The organism is Novosphingobium sp. THN1 (genome assembly GCF_003454795.1).
Lineage (GTDB): Bacteria > Pseudomonadota > Alphaproteobacteria > Sphingomonadales > Sphingomonadaceae > Novosphingobium.
Genome location: NZ_CP028348.1, coordinates 495,422 through 509,233, shown reverse-complemented (window position 1 = coordinate 509,233; position 13,812 = coordinate 495,422). Strand labels below are relative to the sequence as shown.

The window sequence follows — 13,812 nt, the reverse complement described above, 5'->3', positions numbered from 1 at the left end:
CTAAAGCACATCCCTTTGCCGGAGCAGGGCGCGCAGTTGGGCGGGCTTTACCGGCTTGTTGAGGATCGGGAGCGAGAATGCGCCGAGGCGCGCCTTGGTTTCCTCGCTGCGGTCGGCCGTGATGACCATCGCGGGCAGGTCATAGTCGGCGCGTGCGCGCAAGGCGGCGATCGCTGCCTCGCCGGTCAGGCCATCATCCAGCTGGTAATCGACGATAGCCATGGCCGGTTTACGCTCGAGGGCAGCGGCGACGCATGGCTCCGCAGGGTCGCGGGCAGCGACAACTTCGAGGCCCCAGTTTTCGAGCAGGGCTTCCATGCCGGAAAGGATGGCGGGGTCATTGTCGATCACAAGCACGAGCCCCCGTTGCCGGTCGGCACGACCGGGGGCTGCTCGATCGGCTTGGGCGCAGCCAGCGGCTCCACGCGGGGGAGCAGGATCGAGAAGGCCGAGCCGAGGCCGGGGACGGAATCGAGGCCGATCGGGTGATCGAGCATGGTCGAGACGCGGCGGACGATAGCAAGGCCAAGGCCCTTGCCGGGGATCTTCTGGGTCTTGCCGACGCGGCGGAACTCGCCGAAGATTTCCTCGCGATCTGACGCGGCGATGCCGGGACCGGTATCGCGGACGGTGACGCGGACCATGCCCTGGATCTCGTCAACTTCGACGGCGACGCGGCCAGCCTCGGTGTAGCGGATCGCGTTCGACACGAAGTTCTGCAGCACGCGGCGGAGCAGGCGCGCATCGGAGCGCACCCAGGCATGGGTTTCGACCACGTCGAATTCGAGCTTTCCGGCAGCGGCGAGCGGCGCGAATTCGACGCGCAAGGCATTGAGGATTGCGCCGAGCGAGTGATCCCCCAATTCCGGCTGGATTGCCCCTGCATCGAGGCGCGAAATCTCGAAGAGGGCTTCGAGCAGGTCTTCGACCGAGTCCAAGGCCGTTGATGCCTGGCTGACCAGCGCGCGGGGGCGCTCCGGCAGCTTGAGGCCGTCCATTGCGGAGACGAACAGGCGCGCGGCGTTGAGCGGCTGGAGCAGATCGTGGCTGGCAGCGGCGAGGAAGCTGGTCTTGGAGCGGTTGGCGGTCTCGGCCTCGTTCTTGGCCTCGACCAGCTGGCGATTGACCTCGACCAGTTCGGCGGTGCGTTCCTGCACCCGGCGTTCCAGCAGTTCGGCGGTTTCTGTCAACGAGCGTTGCAGGCTGACGTGGTCGGTCACGTCGTCAAAGGTGAAGACCATGCCGCCATTGCCCAAGGGGACCGAGCGGATCACGAAGTGCCGCCCGTCCATCAGGCATTCAGCGGACAGCTGCCGCGTATCGCCTTCACGCCAGGCAAGGCTGTCGGCGCATTCGAGGCCAAGACGCCAGCTGCACCACTGGACCAGCTGGGCATGGCTTTCGACATGGCGCAGCAGGTCATTGCCGGAAAGGCCGAGCACGCGCACCAGCCCCTCGTTCCACGCCTGCATCCGGCGCTGTGCATCGAACAGGCAGACGCCTTCGGACAGGGTGTCGAGCGTTGCCTGCAGTGCCAGGTTGCGCTCGGCGAGTTCAAGGGCGCGCTGGCGGGCGTCCTCGGCCTTGACCGAAGTGATGTCAGTGTAGATGCCGACGATGCCGCCATCTCTGGTGCGCAGTTCGTTGATCTGGATCCAGCGCCCGTCGCCCAGCGCCTGAACATGCGCCCCCTCGGCGCGGCGGTGCCAGTCGACCCGGTCGCTGAGCCAGCGGTCGGGACCGGTTGCCGCGCCAAGAGTGGAGCCGGTCAGCGCGACGCGGCTGGCCATCTCGGCAAACTCAGGGCTGTCTCCGGAAATCGGTTCGACGGCGGGAAAGATCTTGAGGAAGGCGCGGTTGCACAGGATCAGGCGGTCGCCCGCGTCGAACAGGGCAAAGCCATCGCTGAGGGATTCGATCGCATCGCGCAGCAGGACGCGGGCGGCGGTGGCATCCTCGTTGGCTGCGGCGAGTTCGGCCATGGCGGCTTCGAGCGCGCTGGTGCGATCACGCACCACGGATTCAAGCGCAATGGCGGTTTCGAACATCGAGAAAGCGCCGCCCTCCATATCGACCGAGCGTTCGACCCGGTCCATCAGCGCGGCATTGATCTTTTCGAGCTGGCGCACGCGGGCGCGCAGGGCAGTCACCTCGTCCTCGCCGTTGACCATGGCGGGGCGAGAATGCCGGTGAGATTTGCGCTGCTCATCGGCCGACGGCGAGACCGGTGAAGGTCTGGTTCATGTGCGCGGCGCGGAACTGCTCGCCATAAGTGTTGAAGCCGAAGACGCGGTTGGCAACGTACATGCGCGAGACGACGCCGGCCTGCTGGCGGTCTTCGGCATCGAGGCGGTTGAGCACGCAATCGAAGCCGACGACGTGATCGATCTCGCCGACCTTGCGGCCGATCTCGTCGAACAGAGCGTTCATTTCGGCAATGCGATCAACCGGTTCTCCGATGGAAAGGACAACGCCCGTGTCGATGGCGCAATAGAACGTCAGCGAGCCATCGTCGTTGGCCGTCTGGATCGAGCGGACGTGGAACTGGCCGCCGGTGCGCACGATCGGCGGATAGGCAGCAAAGAACTGGGCGTTGAGTTCGCAGGGCGGACTTCCGGCAAGGCGGCGGTATTCCTCGGCGGCGGGCGCAGCGTTGATTTCAGTGACGACGCGGGATTCGGCATCGGCCTCGGTGATGACCATCTTGGCCGGGCCGGGACGATAGAAGCTCTTGCAGAAAACGTGCAGCGGGCGGCGGCTGGTGAGCAGGACGATCACCGCCGCGTCCTTGTGGAACGCCCCTTCGTGGAAAATCGCGGTGTCGCGGAAAGAAAGGCCATCGCCGCTCGACCCGCCGATCAGCTGGATATCGCCCAGCGCATGCTGCGCGGTCATCGTCAGCAGTTCCTCGCGGTGGGACAGGCCATCGACAAAGAACAGCGCGACATGGTGCAGACCCTCGCCATGTTCGCGCCGCGAGTGAGCAACCAGCTGGCGGATCGAGGCTTGCGCGGCCTGCGGATCGAAATGGTCGAGATCGTCGAAGCGCAGGGAGGCCATCGAGAACGGGCCTTCGGGGAAGCCGATCAGCACGACCGAGTGCGTATCGTATCCCTGGTCATTCAATTCACCGGCACTGGTGCAGCCAAAAAGGCGCACATCGGGCAGGGCCTTGGCCAGTTCGGCCTGGAGGGCATCGCGGGGATAGGCGTTGGAGCAGAACAGCAACGCGCCAGCCAGCTTGCGGCCTTCGATACACTCGGCCAGTTCGGCAACGGCGGCGCGGGGATCGGCGGCGCGGGAAGTGCACGCAATCATGCGCGCGCCATCCACGTCAGGGCCGACTGCTGTCGCCGTTTCCATCACCGCATCCTCCATGGCCTGACCTCTTGCGGGTTCTCCTGCCTGCCGCGCAGCTTAGGGCGAAGCGGTCGCTTCGCCAAGCGCCACGCTGTCACCGCGCAGCGGCTCGCCTGCGGCCTGGAGCGCGGCGCTCTCCTCATCGGTGAACACCCGGCTGCGCACGATGAAACGCACGCCTTCGGGCGCCTCGAGGCTCATCCCAGAGCCGCGCCCCGGAACGACGTCGATGGTGACCTGGGTGTGCCGCCAGTACTCGAACTGCGCCGCCCCGATCCACACCGGCGTGTCCTCGGCAACGTGGCCCAGCAGCACGTCCTGCCCACCGACCCGGAACTCGCCAGCCACGAAGCACATCGGCGCGGAGCCATCACAGCATCCGCCAGACTGGTGGAACATCAGCGGCCCGTGAATGGCCGTCAGCCGGGAAATCCACTCCCCGGCTTCAGGCGTGTTGAGAACGCGGGGCGGCAGGCTGATCATCCGACTGCGGAGATCATGATGCTGGCACCGCCGGTTGCGAAGTTGGCGATATCGGCGCTGGCGGCCTGGGCCTGAGGCGAGGACATCCCCGCAGCCATGGCATCGGCATCGGCAAACCACAGCTGGGTCAGGCGGTAATAGGCGGGCGCACTGCCATCGGGACCGGGCAAGCCCTTGAGCAGGACAGCCTTTTCCAGCCCCGGGATCTGATCCGCGATCGGCATGTGGGTTTCGTGATAATAGGATTCGAACGCTTCCGGATCGGCAGGGGCGTTGTAGAATACGTTGACGACGACTTGAGCCATCGGTTCATCCTCTCTTGTTTATCGCTTCACCTTCGCGCTCTTGCGGCCGAAGTGCAAAGGGCAGATCACAAATGGTGACGGCGCGACGGGGACCTTCCTCCCCTGCCGCGCCGTCTCCCTCCAGCTATTACGCCGGCATTAGTCCGGGTATCATTTCCGCCACTCTCAGAAGAAGCCGAGCTTCTTGGGCTGTAGCTGACCAGCAGGTTCTTCGTCTGTTGGTAGTGATCGAGCATCATCTTGTGGGTCTCGCGCCCGATGCCCGACTGCTTGTAGCCGCCGAAGGCCGCGTGGGCGGGGTAGGCGTGGTAGCAGTTGGTCCACACGCGCCCGGCCTGGATGCCGCGGCCGAAGCGATAGGCGCGGGTTCCGTCGCGCGTCCACACCCCTGCGCCGAGGCCGTAGAGCGTGTCGTTGGCGATCTCGAGCGCTTCCTCGTCGGTAGAGAACTTGGTCACGGCAAGGACCGGGCCGAAGATCTCCTCCTGGAACACGCGCATCTTGTTGTGGCCTTCGAGCACGGTCGGCTGGACGTAGTAGCCGTTGGCCAGATCGCCCTCGTGCATCGCACGCTCGCCGCCGGTGAGGACCTTGGCACCCTCGTCACGGCCGATCTGGATGTAGGAGAGGATCTTCTCCATCTGGTCGTTCGAGGCCTGCGCGCCGATCATGGTCGAGCCATCGAGCGGGCTGCCGAGCTTGATCGCCTCGACGCGGGCAATCGCTTTTTCGATGAAGCGGTCATAGATCGATTCATGCACCAGCGCGCGGCTCGGGCAGGTGCAGACCTCGCCCTGGTTGAGCGCGAACATGGTGAAGCCTTCCAGCGCCTTGTCGAGGAAATCGTCGTCGTGGTCCATCACGTCGGCAAAGAAGATGTTCGGGCTCTTGCCGCCCAGCTCCAGCGTGCAGGGGATGAGGTTCTCGGACGCATACTGCATGATCAGGCGGCCGGTGGTGGTCTCGCCGGTAAACGCGATCTTGGCGATGCGCTTGTTGGTGGCGAGTGGCTTGCCGGCTTCGATACCGAAGCCGTTGACGATGTTGAGCGTGCCGGCGGGCAGGATGTCGGCGATCAGTTCGGCGAGGACGAGGATCGACATCGGGGTCTGCTCGGCGGGCTTGAGCACCACGCAGTTGCCTGCGGCCAGCGCCGGGGCGAGCTTCCATGCCGCCATCAGGATCGGGAAGTTCCATGGGATGATCTGGCCGACAACGCCCAGCGGTTCGTGGAAGTGGTAGGCGACGGTGTCGTGGTCGATCTCGGCGATCGAACCTTCCTGCGCGCGCACGCAGGCGGCGAAGTAGCGGAAGTGGTCGATGGCGAGCGGAATGTCGGCGGCGGTCGTCTCGCGGATCGGCTTGCCGTTGTCGATGGTCTCGGCCATGGCGAGGAGATCAAGGTTGGCTTCCATCTTGTCGGCCACCTTGAGCAGGATGTTCGACCGCTCGGTGGTCGAAGCCTTGCCCCACGCGTCCTTGGCGGCATGAGCTGCGTCCAGAGCCAGCTCGATGTCCTCAGCCGTGCCGCGCGCCACCTGGCACACCACTTGGCCCGTCACCGGCGAGATATTGTCGAAGTACGCACCCTTGACCGGGGCAACCCATTTGCCGCCGATGAAGTTGTCGAACTTGTCACGAATGAGTGAAACGCCAGTGAACTGGCTAAGGGCCTGCTGCAACATCCTCGGTCCTCCAGAAACTTGTTTTCGAGATCTGGCGGCAGTGTGCGCCCAAGCCGGGACAAGGCCAATTGTACCTTGGAAGGATGCTGCGCGGACCGCTCGACCGCGCCAAAACCTGCACCAATGGACATCAGGAATTGCAACAGGCGGGCATGTGGTCGCGTGTTCACGGTCAAACGGTAACACGATGCGCGACATTGCTCGCAATTCAGCGCCGACCGCAGCTACCCGGGCGCCGAAGGAAGAAGGGAGTGCCGCTGCATGCTGGACTGGTTCGAAACACAGGCGCCGATCCGCGAGAAAATGCGCGTGCTGACGCTGGCACTGGTCGGCGCTGCGGCTCTGAACCTGTTCGACATTCCGGTCCTGCTGCTGCATCCGGAGCACAGCCTTGCGCTCGTTTCAGTCGTCGCCGTCATCTCGCTGGTCCTGACCTTCACGATTCTGCGCCTTGCCTCCGAACGCATCTGCAGGCCCTATGTCGATACGGTGGTGCGCATGGAGGCACTGGCCGAAGGCGATACCGAAAGCCCGATCCGCTATACCCACCACGCCGATTGCGTTGGGCGCATGACCAAGGCGATGGACAAGTTCCGCGTCAGCATCCGCGCCTCTACCGATCTCGAGACGCAGCGCCGGATCATCGACCGGATGAACAGCTCGCTCGCGCGGTTGGCGGCCAATGATCTCACGGCAGAAGTCAACGAGGCGTTCCCGGCGAGTACGAGGAAATGCGCCGCAACTTCAACGCTGGGCTGAACAGCATCTCGGCCGCGCTGGCCAACATTCGCGGCCTTGCCGGAACGGTCCTGACCGGATCGGAGGAGATCGACGCCGCTTCGGCCGATCTTGCCCGCCGCAACGAACGGCAGGCGGCCAACCTGCAGCGCGCGGCGACGGCGATGAACGAGGTGACCACTGCGCTCGGCCAGACCGCCGAGCGCGCCGATACCGCCCACCGCTCCGTCGCCAGCGTTGCCGCGAAGGCCGCAGAAGGCCACGACGTTGCCGCATCGGCCATGGATTCGATGCACGAGATCGAGAAGTCATCACAGGAAATCGGCCGGATTGTCGGCCTGATCGATGGCATCGCTTTTCAGACCAACCTGCTGGCGCTCAACGCTGGTGTGGAAGCGGCGCGCGCAGGGGAGGCAGGCAAGGGTTTGCCGTTGTCGCCACCGAGGTACGCGCGCTTGCCCAGCGTTGCGCCGAAGCTGCGCGGGATATCAAGGGGCTGGTTGATAGCAGTACCAGCACGGTTGCCAGAGGCGTCACCACTGTCGAGCGGACGCGCTCGGTCCTGGGCGAATTGACCGGCCTGATCGACGAGATCAGCAGCTTCATTACCGAGGTCGCCTCGCATACGGCAGAGCAGGTCCGCAACCTTGCCGGCGTGAACACCGACGTGGCCGAGATGGACCAGATGACGCAGCAGAATGCCGCGATGGTCGAGCAATCGGCAGCGGCGGCCCGCAGCCTGTCGGAACAGGCCAACGCCTTGTCCGCCGGAGTCGGCACGTTCCAGATCAAGGAAGGGATGGGCGTTCAGCCGATGATCCCGCGCCATGTTTCAGCGGCGCCGCCTGCTCCTGCGGTTCCGGCGGTGGTGAAGCCGGCCGTTCGCACGCAGACCAGCGGCACCCTTGCCCTTGCCGAAGACTGGTCGGAATTCTGAAGCAGGATGGCCCTGAACCGTTATCGGTTCGGGGCCGTCATCGCATCAGGCAGCGGCAAACCGGTCAAGCGCGGCAAGGCCATCGTCGGGCCAGCGCGACAAGGCGAGCAGGCGCTTGTGACCGTGGCCGATGAACAGTTCGTCCGTCACGCCCATGCCGCCGTGGAACTGGATCATCTCATGACCAAGTTCCACCGAAGCCGGGGCGACAAAGGCGCGCAGGCCATCGACGGCGGCGGCGAACCCGTTTGATCCCTGGCTGACAATGGCAAGATCGAGCAGTGCCCTGCCCTGCTCGATCGCAGCATATTGCGCAACCATGCGGTGCTGGATCGCCTGGAACGAGCCCAGGGCCGTGCCGAACTGCTGGCGCGTGCGCAGGTAATCGAGCGTGGCATCGAACAGGCGCTGCATGATGCCCAGCGCTTCGGCAGAACGCGCCAGCGAAGCCAGCACCCCGACATCGGCGACATCGGCCAGCGAGCCGCCGAGCCGCGTAGCAGCAACGTCGGCCAGTCCAAGGCTCACCGCCAGCGAGCCATCGACCATGCGCCACGGCGTGATTGTCAGGCCAGGTGCATTGGCGGCAACAAGATAGAGGCCAACGCCCGCGTCATCGCCCGGTGCGCCGCTATCGCGTGCCGTCACGATATAGCCATCGACCCCGGCGCCTGCGGGCACGCAGGACTTGGCGCCCGACAGCGTGCCATTGGCGCCCACGCTGGTCTCAATAAAAGTGCGACCGCCGCGCGCGCCCTGTTCGGCATGGGCCAGCGCCAGGCGACGGGTGCCCATGGCGAGGGGCTCCATCCAGTCGCCCGCGATTTCCGGGGGAGCGACGCATTCGAACAGCCGCGCTGCGACCATCACGTTCTCGATCAGGGGTTCGACGACCAGACCCTTGCCCAGCGCCTGGAACACCGTGGCAATCGCCGTGGCATCGAGCGCCAGCCCGCCGCTTTCGAAAGACAGCGGCGCCGCGACAAGGCCGAGTTCGGCAAGAAGGGACCACATCTGCGGCGAAAAGCCATTGGCCCCGCCGAGATAGACACGGCGGCGATCGAGGTCGTAGTTGTCATCAACGAAGCGCTCGGCCAGGGCCTTGAGCATTTCCTCGTCTTCATTCAGGTCGAAATTCACGTCCCTCTCCTCAAGGAGACGACCTGTAACAAGTTCGCACGGCTCGCCATGCTGCGCAAATGACTAGGCGTTTGGACCAAGACCGTCGTTGTTTCCAAAGCACTTGGCCGGTATGACCCATGTCCATAAGTACAGGAGAGGTCAGTGCAGCTTTCGGTGGAGTCGATCGACTCGGTCAGGATCAGCAATCCGCAGGACGTGCGCCGCGCGGCGGAGGCCCTGCACCAGATCGCCACGACCGCCGGCATGCGCGCCGCGCCTGCGCAGGACATAGCCGACAAGCGCACGCCGGTCGATGCCGATGGCAACATCCTCGCCCGAGACGTGTTCGGCTGGAACGATGAGAAGGTGTGGTGGCGCAATTCGCGGATCGCGCTCGATTCGCCCCTGACGTCGGCCTGCCGGTTCGAAAGCGAGCCGTTCTGGGTGAACGCCAATGGCTTTCACACCCGCCAGCCCAATCATTACCTGACCGCGATCGACCTGACCAACTTCGAAGCCCGCGCGATGACCCGCGCTGCCATCGTCGTGCCGGTGCACCTGCCGTTCGGGCAGATCGGTGCCGTCAGCTTCAACCCGCTTGATCCGGCGCAGACCGAGCTGGACGACGTGTTTCTCGAGAACGGCGACGCCTTCGGCATCTATGCCCGTACTTTCATCGCCAGCTATGTCCACGCGATGGGATCGGCGCAGGCCCTGCCCTCGGGCTCGCGCCTGTCAAAGCGTGAAGTGGAGTGCCTGCGCTGGGCAGCGATCGGCAAGACCGACCTTGAAATCAGCATGATCATGGGCCGCAGCCGCGCCACGGTGCGCTTCCACATCCATAACGCCTCGATGAAGCTGAACGCGGTGAACCGCAGCCAGACCGTGTTCAAGGCCGCGCAGCTGGGCTATATCTCGCTGGCGACCTGAGGCCGCGCTTACTCGTCCCAAGGCGGGATCTCGCCCGCGCCGACCTTGCTGGAAATGCCGAGCAGGAACCCGCCCAGCACCTCGGTGGCGTTGGGATAACGCTGCGCCATGCGGGAGGCGAGCTCTGCGGAGGTCTTTGCGGTCCTGGCTTCGGCGGCAAAGGCCGTGATGTAGGCGCGGGTCCAGGCGATGGACATGTTGTCGTCCGGCAGGCCCGGTTGGCGATGGCCCGCCACGATGCGCGCCGGGTTCATGGCCTCAAGCTGGTCGAGAGTCTTGAGCCATGCGTCGTATTGCGCGGGGCCATGTTCGCCGAGCCAGACATAAACGCCGTTGTAGAGGATGTCGCCCGCGATCAGGGTGCTTGTCTCGGCATCCCAGACGACGGTGGAATGCAGGTGATCGCCCTGCATCGGGCCGATGACCTGCAGCTTGTGGCCTTCGAGGTCGATGCTGTCTCCTCTCATCGCCTCGGGCTGGACCCCGCGGCGCGGCGCATTGGTGCCAAGCTGTGCGGCCCAGCGCTTGAACTTGATCGGGATCGAGCGGGCCATGTCCTTCGCCGCTACCGGATTGGCGAGGATCTTCGCATCCGGGAAAGCATCCTGCAGCACGTCCAGCCCGAAGAAGTGATCGGGGTGGTCGTGAGTGATGACGATGGCCTTCAGCGTCTTGCCGCTGTCGAGCACATCTGCTGCCACGCGCATGGCATCGGCCCGGGTGAAGGGCACGTCCACCAGGACCGCGTCCTTCTCGCCCGTGACAAGTGTGACGTTGGCCACGAGGCTGCCGGGGCTGGTGGTGATGACCTTGTAGTCGAGCGGCTTTGCGTGAGCGACACCGATGGAAAGCGCCGACACTGCGAGCAGTGCGAGGATCTTGCGCATAGTTCGTCTCCCTTCAGTGGGCGGTCTGGCCGCCGTCGATTGTAAACGTGGCGCCGTTGATGAAGCTGGCCCCGTCCGAGCACAGGTGCAGGACGGTGGGGGCGATTTCCTCGGGGCGCGCGGCGCGGCCCGAAATGTTCTGGGCGAAGAACATCTGGGTGAACTCGTTGCTGTCGGCCCAGTGCTGGGTCATCGGGGTGACGACGAAGCCGGGCGCGATGGCGTTCACGCGGATGTTGCTTTGCGCATATTCCACCGCAGCAGCCTTGGTCAGGCCGGAGACAGCGTGCTTCATCGCGCAATAGGCGCTCATGTTCGGGTCCGCGATCAGCGCGCCGACGCTTGCGGTGTTGACGATCGCCCCGCCGCCTACGCTGAGGAAATGGCGGATCTCGGCCTGCATGGCAAAGAACACGCCCTTGAAATCGACATCGATGGCGAGGTCGAGTTCGTCCTCGGTCACTTCATGGATCGGGCGCTGCGGGGGCAGGACACCGGCGTTGTTGAACGCTGCATCCATCCGCCCGAAGCGTTCGATGCACTGCGCGACCAGTGCATCGAGATCGGCGGCCTTGCGCACGTCGGTCTTGCGGAAGGCGGCACGGCCTCCCTCCGCAAGAATCATTGCCACGGTTTCATCGGCGCGGTCATCGATGTCGCCGATCATCACCGAAGCGCCCTCACGCGCGAATGCCAGCGCGGTAGCACGGCCAATGCCAGTGGCGGCGCCCGTCACGAGGACGGCCTTTCCTTCGAAGCGCATCATCTTAAATGATCCCTGATTTGCCGGGGGCAAGAATGCCGTTGGGGTCTAGCGCGTGCTTTATTTTCGCATTGAGTTCGCGGTTTACCGCGCCGTATTGCTGCGCAACGAGGTCCATGGAATTGACCCCGGTGCGGTAGCTGGCCCAGCCCTGCGCCCCGAAACGGGTAACCAGTTCGCGGTAACAGGCATCGGCCTTCTTCTCCTGCTCGGCATCGGACTTGTCGAACAGCAGCGCGATGATGTGGTGCAGGTCGCGCCAGCCGATGGCGTAGGCGGCGGTGTAGTCGAAGCCGTGTTTCTCGACGATCTCCTTGGCAAGCACAGTCTGCCGCTCTGCCTCCATGCCGCGCGCGGCGGCAACCGGCGCGAACCAGGCAAGGCCTCCGCCAGCCCCGCGCCAGCGCAACAGGCCGATCTCGTCGAGATTGAGGCCACCTTCCATCAGCGTGGAGTGGTGATGGAACCACGGATTGTCGCCCATCTCGGCGGCGGTCAGCACTTCGCCGCCGCTGGCCGTCAGGCTCGCGCGGATAATTGGCTCTACGCCCGCCACGGTCTGTTCGGTGCCGTAGAGCGCGAAGTAGGTGTTCCACATGCCCAGGCCATTGGCCTTGGCTGCCTTCTTGAGTGAGGCTTCATCCAGCGGCATGCCATCGGGCACGATCTCGTTGCGGCGCTTGAACATGGCGAGCTGGTACGACGCGCTCATCATCAGGTTGCAGTTGGCGACGAGGTTGGAGACGCGAAGCGGGCGCATCGCCTCGATGATGCGCGGAACGTCGGCCATTTCGGCGTGGCGCACCATGAACGGCTTGTAGACCGGCGGCTTGGGCATGAGCCACAGGCCCATCTTGGTGACGACGCCGAAGTTCGACTGGGTGAACAGCCCGTCGACGTACGGCCCGTAGCCCCACTTGAACGCCTGCCACGCGGTGCTGCCCTTGATCGAGCCCATGCCGGTGCGCATGACCTGCCCATCGGGCAGCACCACTTCCATGCCGCACTGGAACATGAAGTGCTCGCCATAGGGGGTGTAGCCCACCCCGCGGTCCAGCGTATTGCCGACCGGCGAGGCAATCGGGCCGACCGTGGGCACGTCGATCCACAGCGGAATGTTGTTCTCTACCAGATAGTCCTTGAGCTGCTGGTAAGTGACGCCCGGCTCAAGCAGGCAGGTGCCGAGATCGGCATCGACTTCGAGGATGCGGTTCATCCGCTTGAGATCGAGCACGACCTGGCCCGGTGTTGCCGGCGCGGTCATGCCATAGCCCATGTTCTTGCCGGTCGAGACGGTCCACAACGGCTGCTTGTAGGTGTTGGCGATGCGGACGATTTCCTGCACCTGCTCGACCGTTTCGGGGCAGACGGCACCAACCGGGACATGGCGGTTCGCCGGGTCGGGCACATAGACCTTGGTGTAGGGGGCGACGGAGTCCTCGTCACCGAACACCCAATCATTGCCGACGACGGCGCGGAAGGCCTTCATCGCGCCGGCGAAGTCCGCCTTGGTCATGTGCGGGGCAAGTGGCGCGGGGTTCTTCGCGCTGGCGCCGGTGCCAAGACCAAGGCTGGCCGCGCCGATGATCCCTGCGCCGAGAAGGCCGCGACGGTCCATGTTGATGTCGGTCATTGCCCGTGCTCCCCTTGCGCGCTGCACTCTTCTCGACCCACGCTGCGAGGGCTTCGAGTTCTTCCGGCTTCACCTCGGTCGGGCGGAAGGCGGGCATGCCGTTCTGGCCGTGGCGGACGATGTACTTGACCGATTCCGCAGGCAGACCGCGCCCGAGGATGATCGGGCCGACGTTGCGGCCATGGCAGTAGCCGCAAGTCTTGGCATAGATGGTTTCAGGCGCGCGAATGCCCTGCACCTCGCCCAGCTTCTGCCCGGCGATGGCAGGCGCGGCGAGCGCAAGCAGCGTTGCCCCTGCAATGGCAAGAGCGGTGGTCTTTTCCGGCATATGTCCCCTCCGGTGCGGCGTGATCTCCGCTTCACCGAAGAGTTATCGTGGAGACGGCGCGCCTGCCATCGGCGGTCTTCTCGCGCGTTCCACCAAGCGAAACGCGCGTGCGAGAGATCAGCCAAGTGCTGCCAGAGCCAAAGTCAAGATGCCGAGGCCGCCCGCCATCCACATGCGCAGGCGCAGCCAGCCTTGCGGCAAGGAGACGTCGCCCGAAAGCTTGCGGTCAACCAGCGGGCTTGCCAGCAGCAACAGGCCCAGCGCGACCAGGGACGGCCCCGGCCAGTGCCAGCCTTCGCTCCACGGTAGCAGAGCGGCCCATGCTGCCAGGCTGGGCAGCACGGCGACGACGTAGAGCCCCGATTTGCGCACGCCGCCAAGCAGGCCGGCCATCCACCATAGCCCGCCAAGGAACGACAGGATAAGCGCGGCGTAAAAGCAGCCAGCCGCCTTGGCGGTCCACTGGTACGGGCCCTTGTCGACGACTGCCCATATGCACAGCGCCTGTGGCAGCCAGCCGGCAAGGCCCAGCACAGTGACGGCAGGAGGCAGGGTGGATCGGGACACGCGGGCAGACTCCTTCAGCATGCGCCTGCTTTGGCCCTGCGCCCAGCATGTCGCAACACGGCCCTGTTGCCACG

The 13,812-nt window shown here is 64.9% G+C and carries 15 protein-coding genes and 1 pseudogene; 4 read left to right on the top strand and 12 right to left on the bottom strand.

Annotated elements, in window-relative coordinates; genetic code table 11:
- The 6 genes and pseudogenes from C7W88_RS24945 to adh form a co-directional block, all read right to left on the bottom strand.
- On the bottom strand, positions 1-351 hold the full coding sequence (locus C7W88_RS24945) for a response regulator (RefSeq protein ID WP_370073284.1): 351 nt from the start codon (positions 349-351) through the stop codon (positions 1-3).
- Positions 348-2,171 (bottom strand): PAS-domain containing protein, encoded by a 1,824-nt coding sequence (locus tag C7W88_RS19450; RefSeq protein WP_370073283.1) that lies wholly within the window; start codon positions 2,169-2,171, stop codon positions 348-350. The genes C7W88_RS24945 and C7W88_RS19450 overlap by 4 nt, the downstream gene beginning before the upstream one ends.
- 34 nt (positions 2,172-2,205) lie before the next feature.
- Positions 2,206-3,378, bottom strand: a complete 1,173-nt coding sequence (locus tag C7W88_RS19445; RefSeq protein ID WP_240345116.1) for an FIST N-terminal domain-containing protein — start codon at positions 3,376-3,378, stop codon at positions 2,206-2,208.
- Between the two features lie 39 nt (positions 3,379-3,417).
- On the bottom strand, positions 3,418-3,843 hold the full coding sequence (locus C7W88_RS19440) for a DUF779 domain-containing protein (protein ID WP_118075192.1): 426 nt from the start codon (positions 3,841-3,843) through the stop codon (positions 3,418-3,420).
- Positions 3,840-4,148, bottom strand: coding sequence for an EthD family reductase (locus C7W88_RS19435; protein ID WP_118075191.1), 309 nt, complete (start codon positions 4,146-4,148; stop codon positions 3,840-3,842). The genes C7W88_RS19440 and C7W88_RS19435 overlap by 4 nt, the downstream gene beginning before the upstream one ends.
- 165 nt (positions 4,149-4,313) lie before the next feature.
- Positions 4,314-5,833 (bottom strand): annotated as a pseudogene (gene adh / locus C7W88_RS19430) (aldehyde dehydrogenase).
- A gap of 261 nt (positions 5,834-6,094) precedes the next feature.
- Here adh and C7W88_RS19425 point away from each other — a divergent pair.
- Genes C7W88_RS19425 through C7W88_RS24080 form a run of 3 tightly spaced genes read left to right on the top strand, consistent with a single transcriptional unit; the run spans position 6,095 to position 7,508 of the window.
- On the top strand, positions 6,095-6,592 hold the full coding sequence (locus tag C7W88_RS19425; protein ID WP_118075189.1) for a hypothetical protein: 498 nt from the start codon (positions 6,095-6,097) through the stop codon (positions 6,590-6,592).
- A complete protein-coding gene (locus C7W88_RS24940) occupies positions 6,565-7,146 on the top strand; it encodes a methyl-accepting chemotaxis protein (RefSeq protein WP_370073282.1) in 582 nt (193 codons plus the stop codon). The genes C7W88_RS19425 and C7W88_RS24940 overlap by 28 nt, the downstream gene beginning before the upstream one ends.
- The gene (locus C7W88_RS24080) at positions 7,059-7,508 is read left to right on the top strand and encodes a hypothetical protein (RefSeq protein WP_370073289.1); all 450 of its coding nucleotides are present in this window, start codon (positions 7,059-7,061) and stop codon (positions 7,506-7,508) included. The genes C7W88_RS24940 and C7W88_RS24080 overlap by 88 nt, the downstream gene beginning before the upstream one ends.
- A 45-nt stretch (positions 7,509-7,553) precedes the next feature.
- Here the strand turns inward: C7W88_RS24080 and C7W88_RS19415 are convergent, their stop codons facing one another.
- A complete protein-coding gene (locus C7W88_RS19415; protein ID WP_118075187.1) occupies positions 7,554-8,648 on the bottom strand; it encodes an acyl-CoA dehydrogenase family protein in 1,095 nt (364 codons plus the stop codon).
- 144 nt (positions 8,649-8,792) lie between these two features.
- Here C7W88_RS19415 and C7W88_RS19410 point away from each other — a divergent pair, with 144 nt between their 5' ends.
- Complete coding sequence (locus tag C7W88_RS19410) at positions 8,793-9,560, top strand: LuxR C-terminal-related transcriptional regulator (protein ID WP_118075186.1); 768 nt, start codon at positions 8,793-8,795, stop codon at positions 9,558-9,560.
- An 8-nt stretch (positions 9,561-9,568) separates the two neighbouring features.
- Here the strand turns inward: C7W88_RS19410 and C7W88_RS19405 are convergent, their stop codons facing one another.
- The 5 genes from C7W88_RS19405 to C7W88_RS19385 all read right to left on the bottom strand — a co-directional run bounded on the left by C7W88_RS19405 (position 9,569) and on the right by C7W88_RS19385 (position 13,759).
- A complete protein-coding gene (locus C7W88_RS19405) occupies positions 9,569-10,447 on the bottom strand; it encodes an MBL fold metallo-hydrolase (protein WP_118075185.1) in 879 nt (292 codons plus the stop codon).
- Between the two features lie 13 nt (positions 10,448-10,460).
- Positions 10,461-11,213 carry an SDR family NAD(P)-dependent oxidoreductase gene (locus C7W88_RS19400; protein ID WP_118075184.1) on the bottom strand — a complete coding sequence of 251 codons (753 nt, stop codon included), beginning with the start codon at positions 11,211-11,213 and terminating at the stop codon, positions 10,461-10,463.
- A 1-nt stretch (position 11,214) separates the two neighbouring features.
- Entirely contained in the window at positions 11,215-12,699 is a 1,485-nt protein-coding gene (locus C7W88_RS19395) for an FAD-binding oxidoreductase (protein ID WP_370073288.1), read from the bottom strand.
- The gene (locus C7W88_RS24075; protein ID WP_240345115.1) at positions 12,668-13,171 is read right to left on the bottom strand and encodes a cytochrome c; all 504 of its coding nucleotides are present in this window, start codon (positions 13,169-13,171) and stop codon (positions 12,668-12,670) included. The genes C7W88_RS19395 and C7W88_RS24075 overlap by 32 nt, the downstream gene beginning before the upstream one ends.
- A 117-nt stretch (positions 13,172-13,288) precedes the next feature.
- Entirely contained in the window at positions 13,289-13,759 is a 471-nt protein-coding gene (locus C7W88_RS19385; protein WP_118075182.1) for a DUF3429 domain-containing protein, read from the bottom strand.
- Between the last annotated feature and the right edge of the window lie 53 nt (positions 13,760-13,812).

What these genes read in the sequence shown, in the direction of transcription:
- C7W88_RS19450 (WP_370073283.1), bottom strand. Translation starts at nt 2,171, where the DNA reads ATGGTCAACGGCGAGGACGAGGTGACTGCCCTGCGCGCCCGCGTGCGC.
- C7W88_RS19445 (WP_240345116.1), bottom strand. Translation starts at nt 3,378, where the DNA reads ATGGAGGATGCGGTGATGGAAACGGCGACAGCAGTCGGCCCTGACGTG.
- C7W88_RS19440 (WP_118075192.1), bottom strand. Translation starts at nt 3,843, where the DNA reads ATGATCAGCCTGCCGCCCCGCGTTCTCAACACGCCTGAAGCCGGGGAG.
- C7W88_RS19435 (WP_118075191.1), bottom strand. Translation starts at nt 4,148, where the DNA reads ATGGCTCAAGTCGTCGTCAACGTATTCTACAACGCCCCTGCCGATCCG.
- C7W88_RS19425 (WP_118075189.1), top strand. Translation starts at nt 6,095, where the DNA reads ATGCTGGACTGGTTCGAAACACAGGCGCCGATCCGCGAGAAAATGCGC.
- C7W88_RS24940 (WP_370073282.1), top strand. Translation starts at nt 6,565, where the DNA reads ATGCGCCGCAACTTCAACGCTGGGCTGAACAGCATCTCGGCCGCGCTG.
- C7W88_RS19405 (WP_118075185.1), bottom strand. Translation starts at nt 10,447, where the DNA reads ATGCGCAAGATCCTCGCACTGCTCGCAGTGTCGGCGCTTTCCATCGGT.
- C7W88_RS19400 (WP_118075184.1), bottom strand. Translation starts at nt 11,213, where the DNA reads ATGATGCGCTTCGAAGGAAAGGCCGTCCTCGTGACGGGCGCCGCCACT.
- C7W88_RS19395 (WP_370073288.1), bottom strand. Translation starts at nt 12,699, where the DNA reads ATGAAGGCCTTCCGCGCCGTCGTCGGCAATGATTGGGTGTTCGGTGAC.
- C7W88_RS24075 (WP_240345115.1), bottom strand. Translation starts at nt 13,171, where the DNA reads ATGCCGGAAAAGACCACCGCTCTTGCCATTGCAGGGGCAACGCTGCTT.
- C7W88_RS19385 (WP_118075182.1), bottom strand. Translation starts at nt 13,759, where the DNA reads ATGCTGAAGGAGTCTGCCCGCGTGTCCCGATCCACCCTGCCTCCTGCC.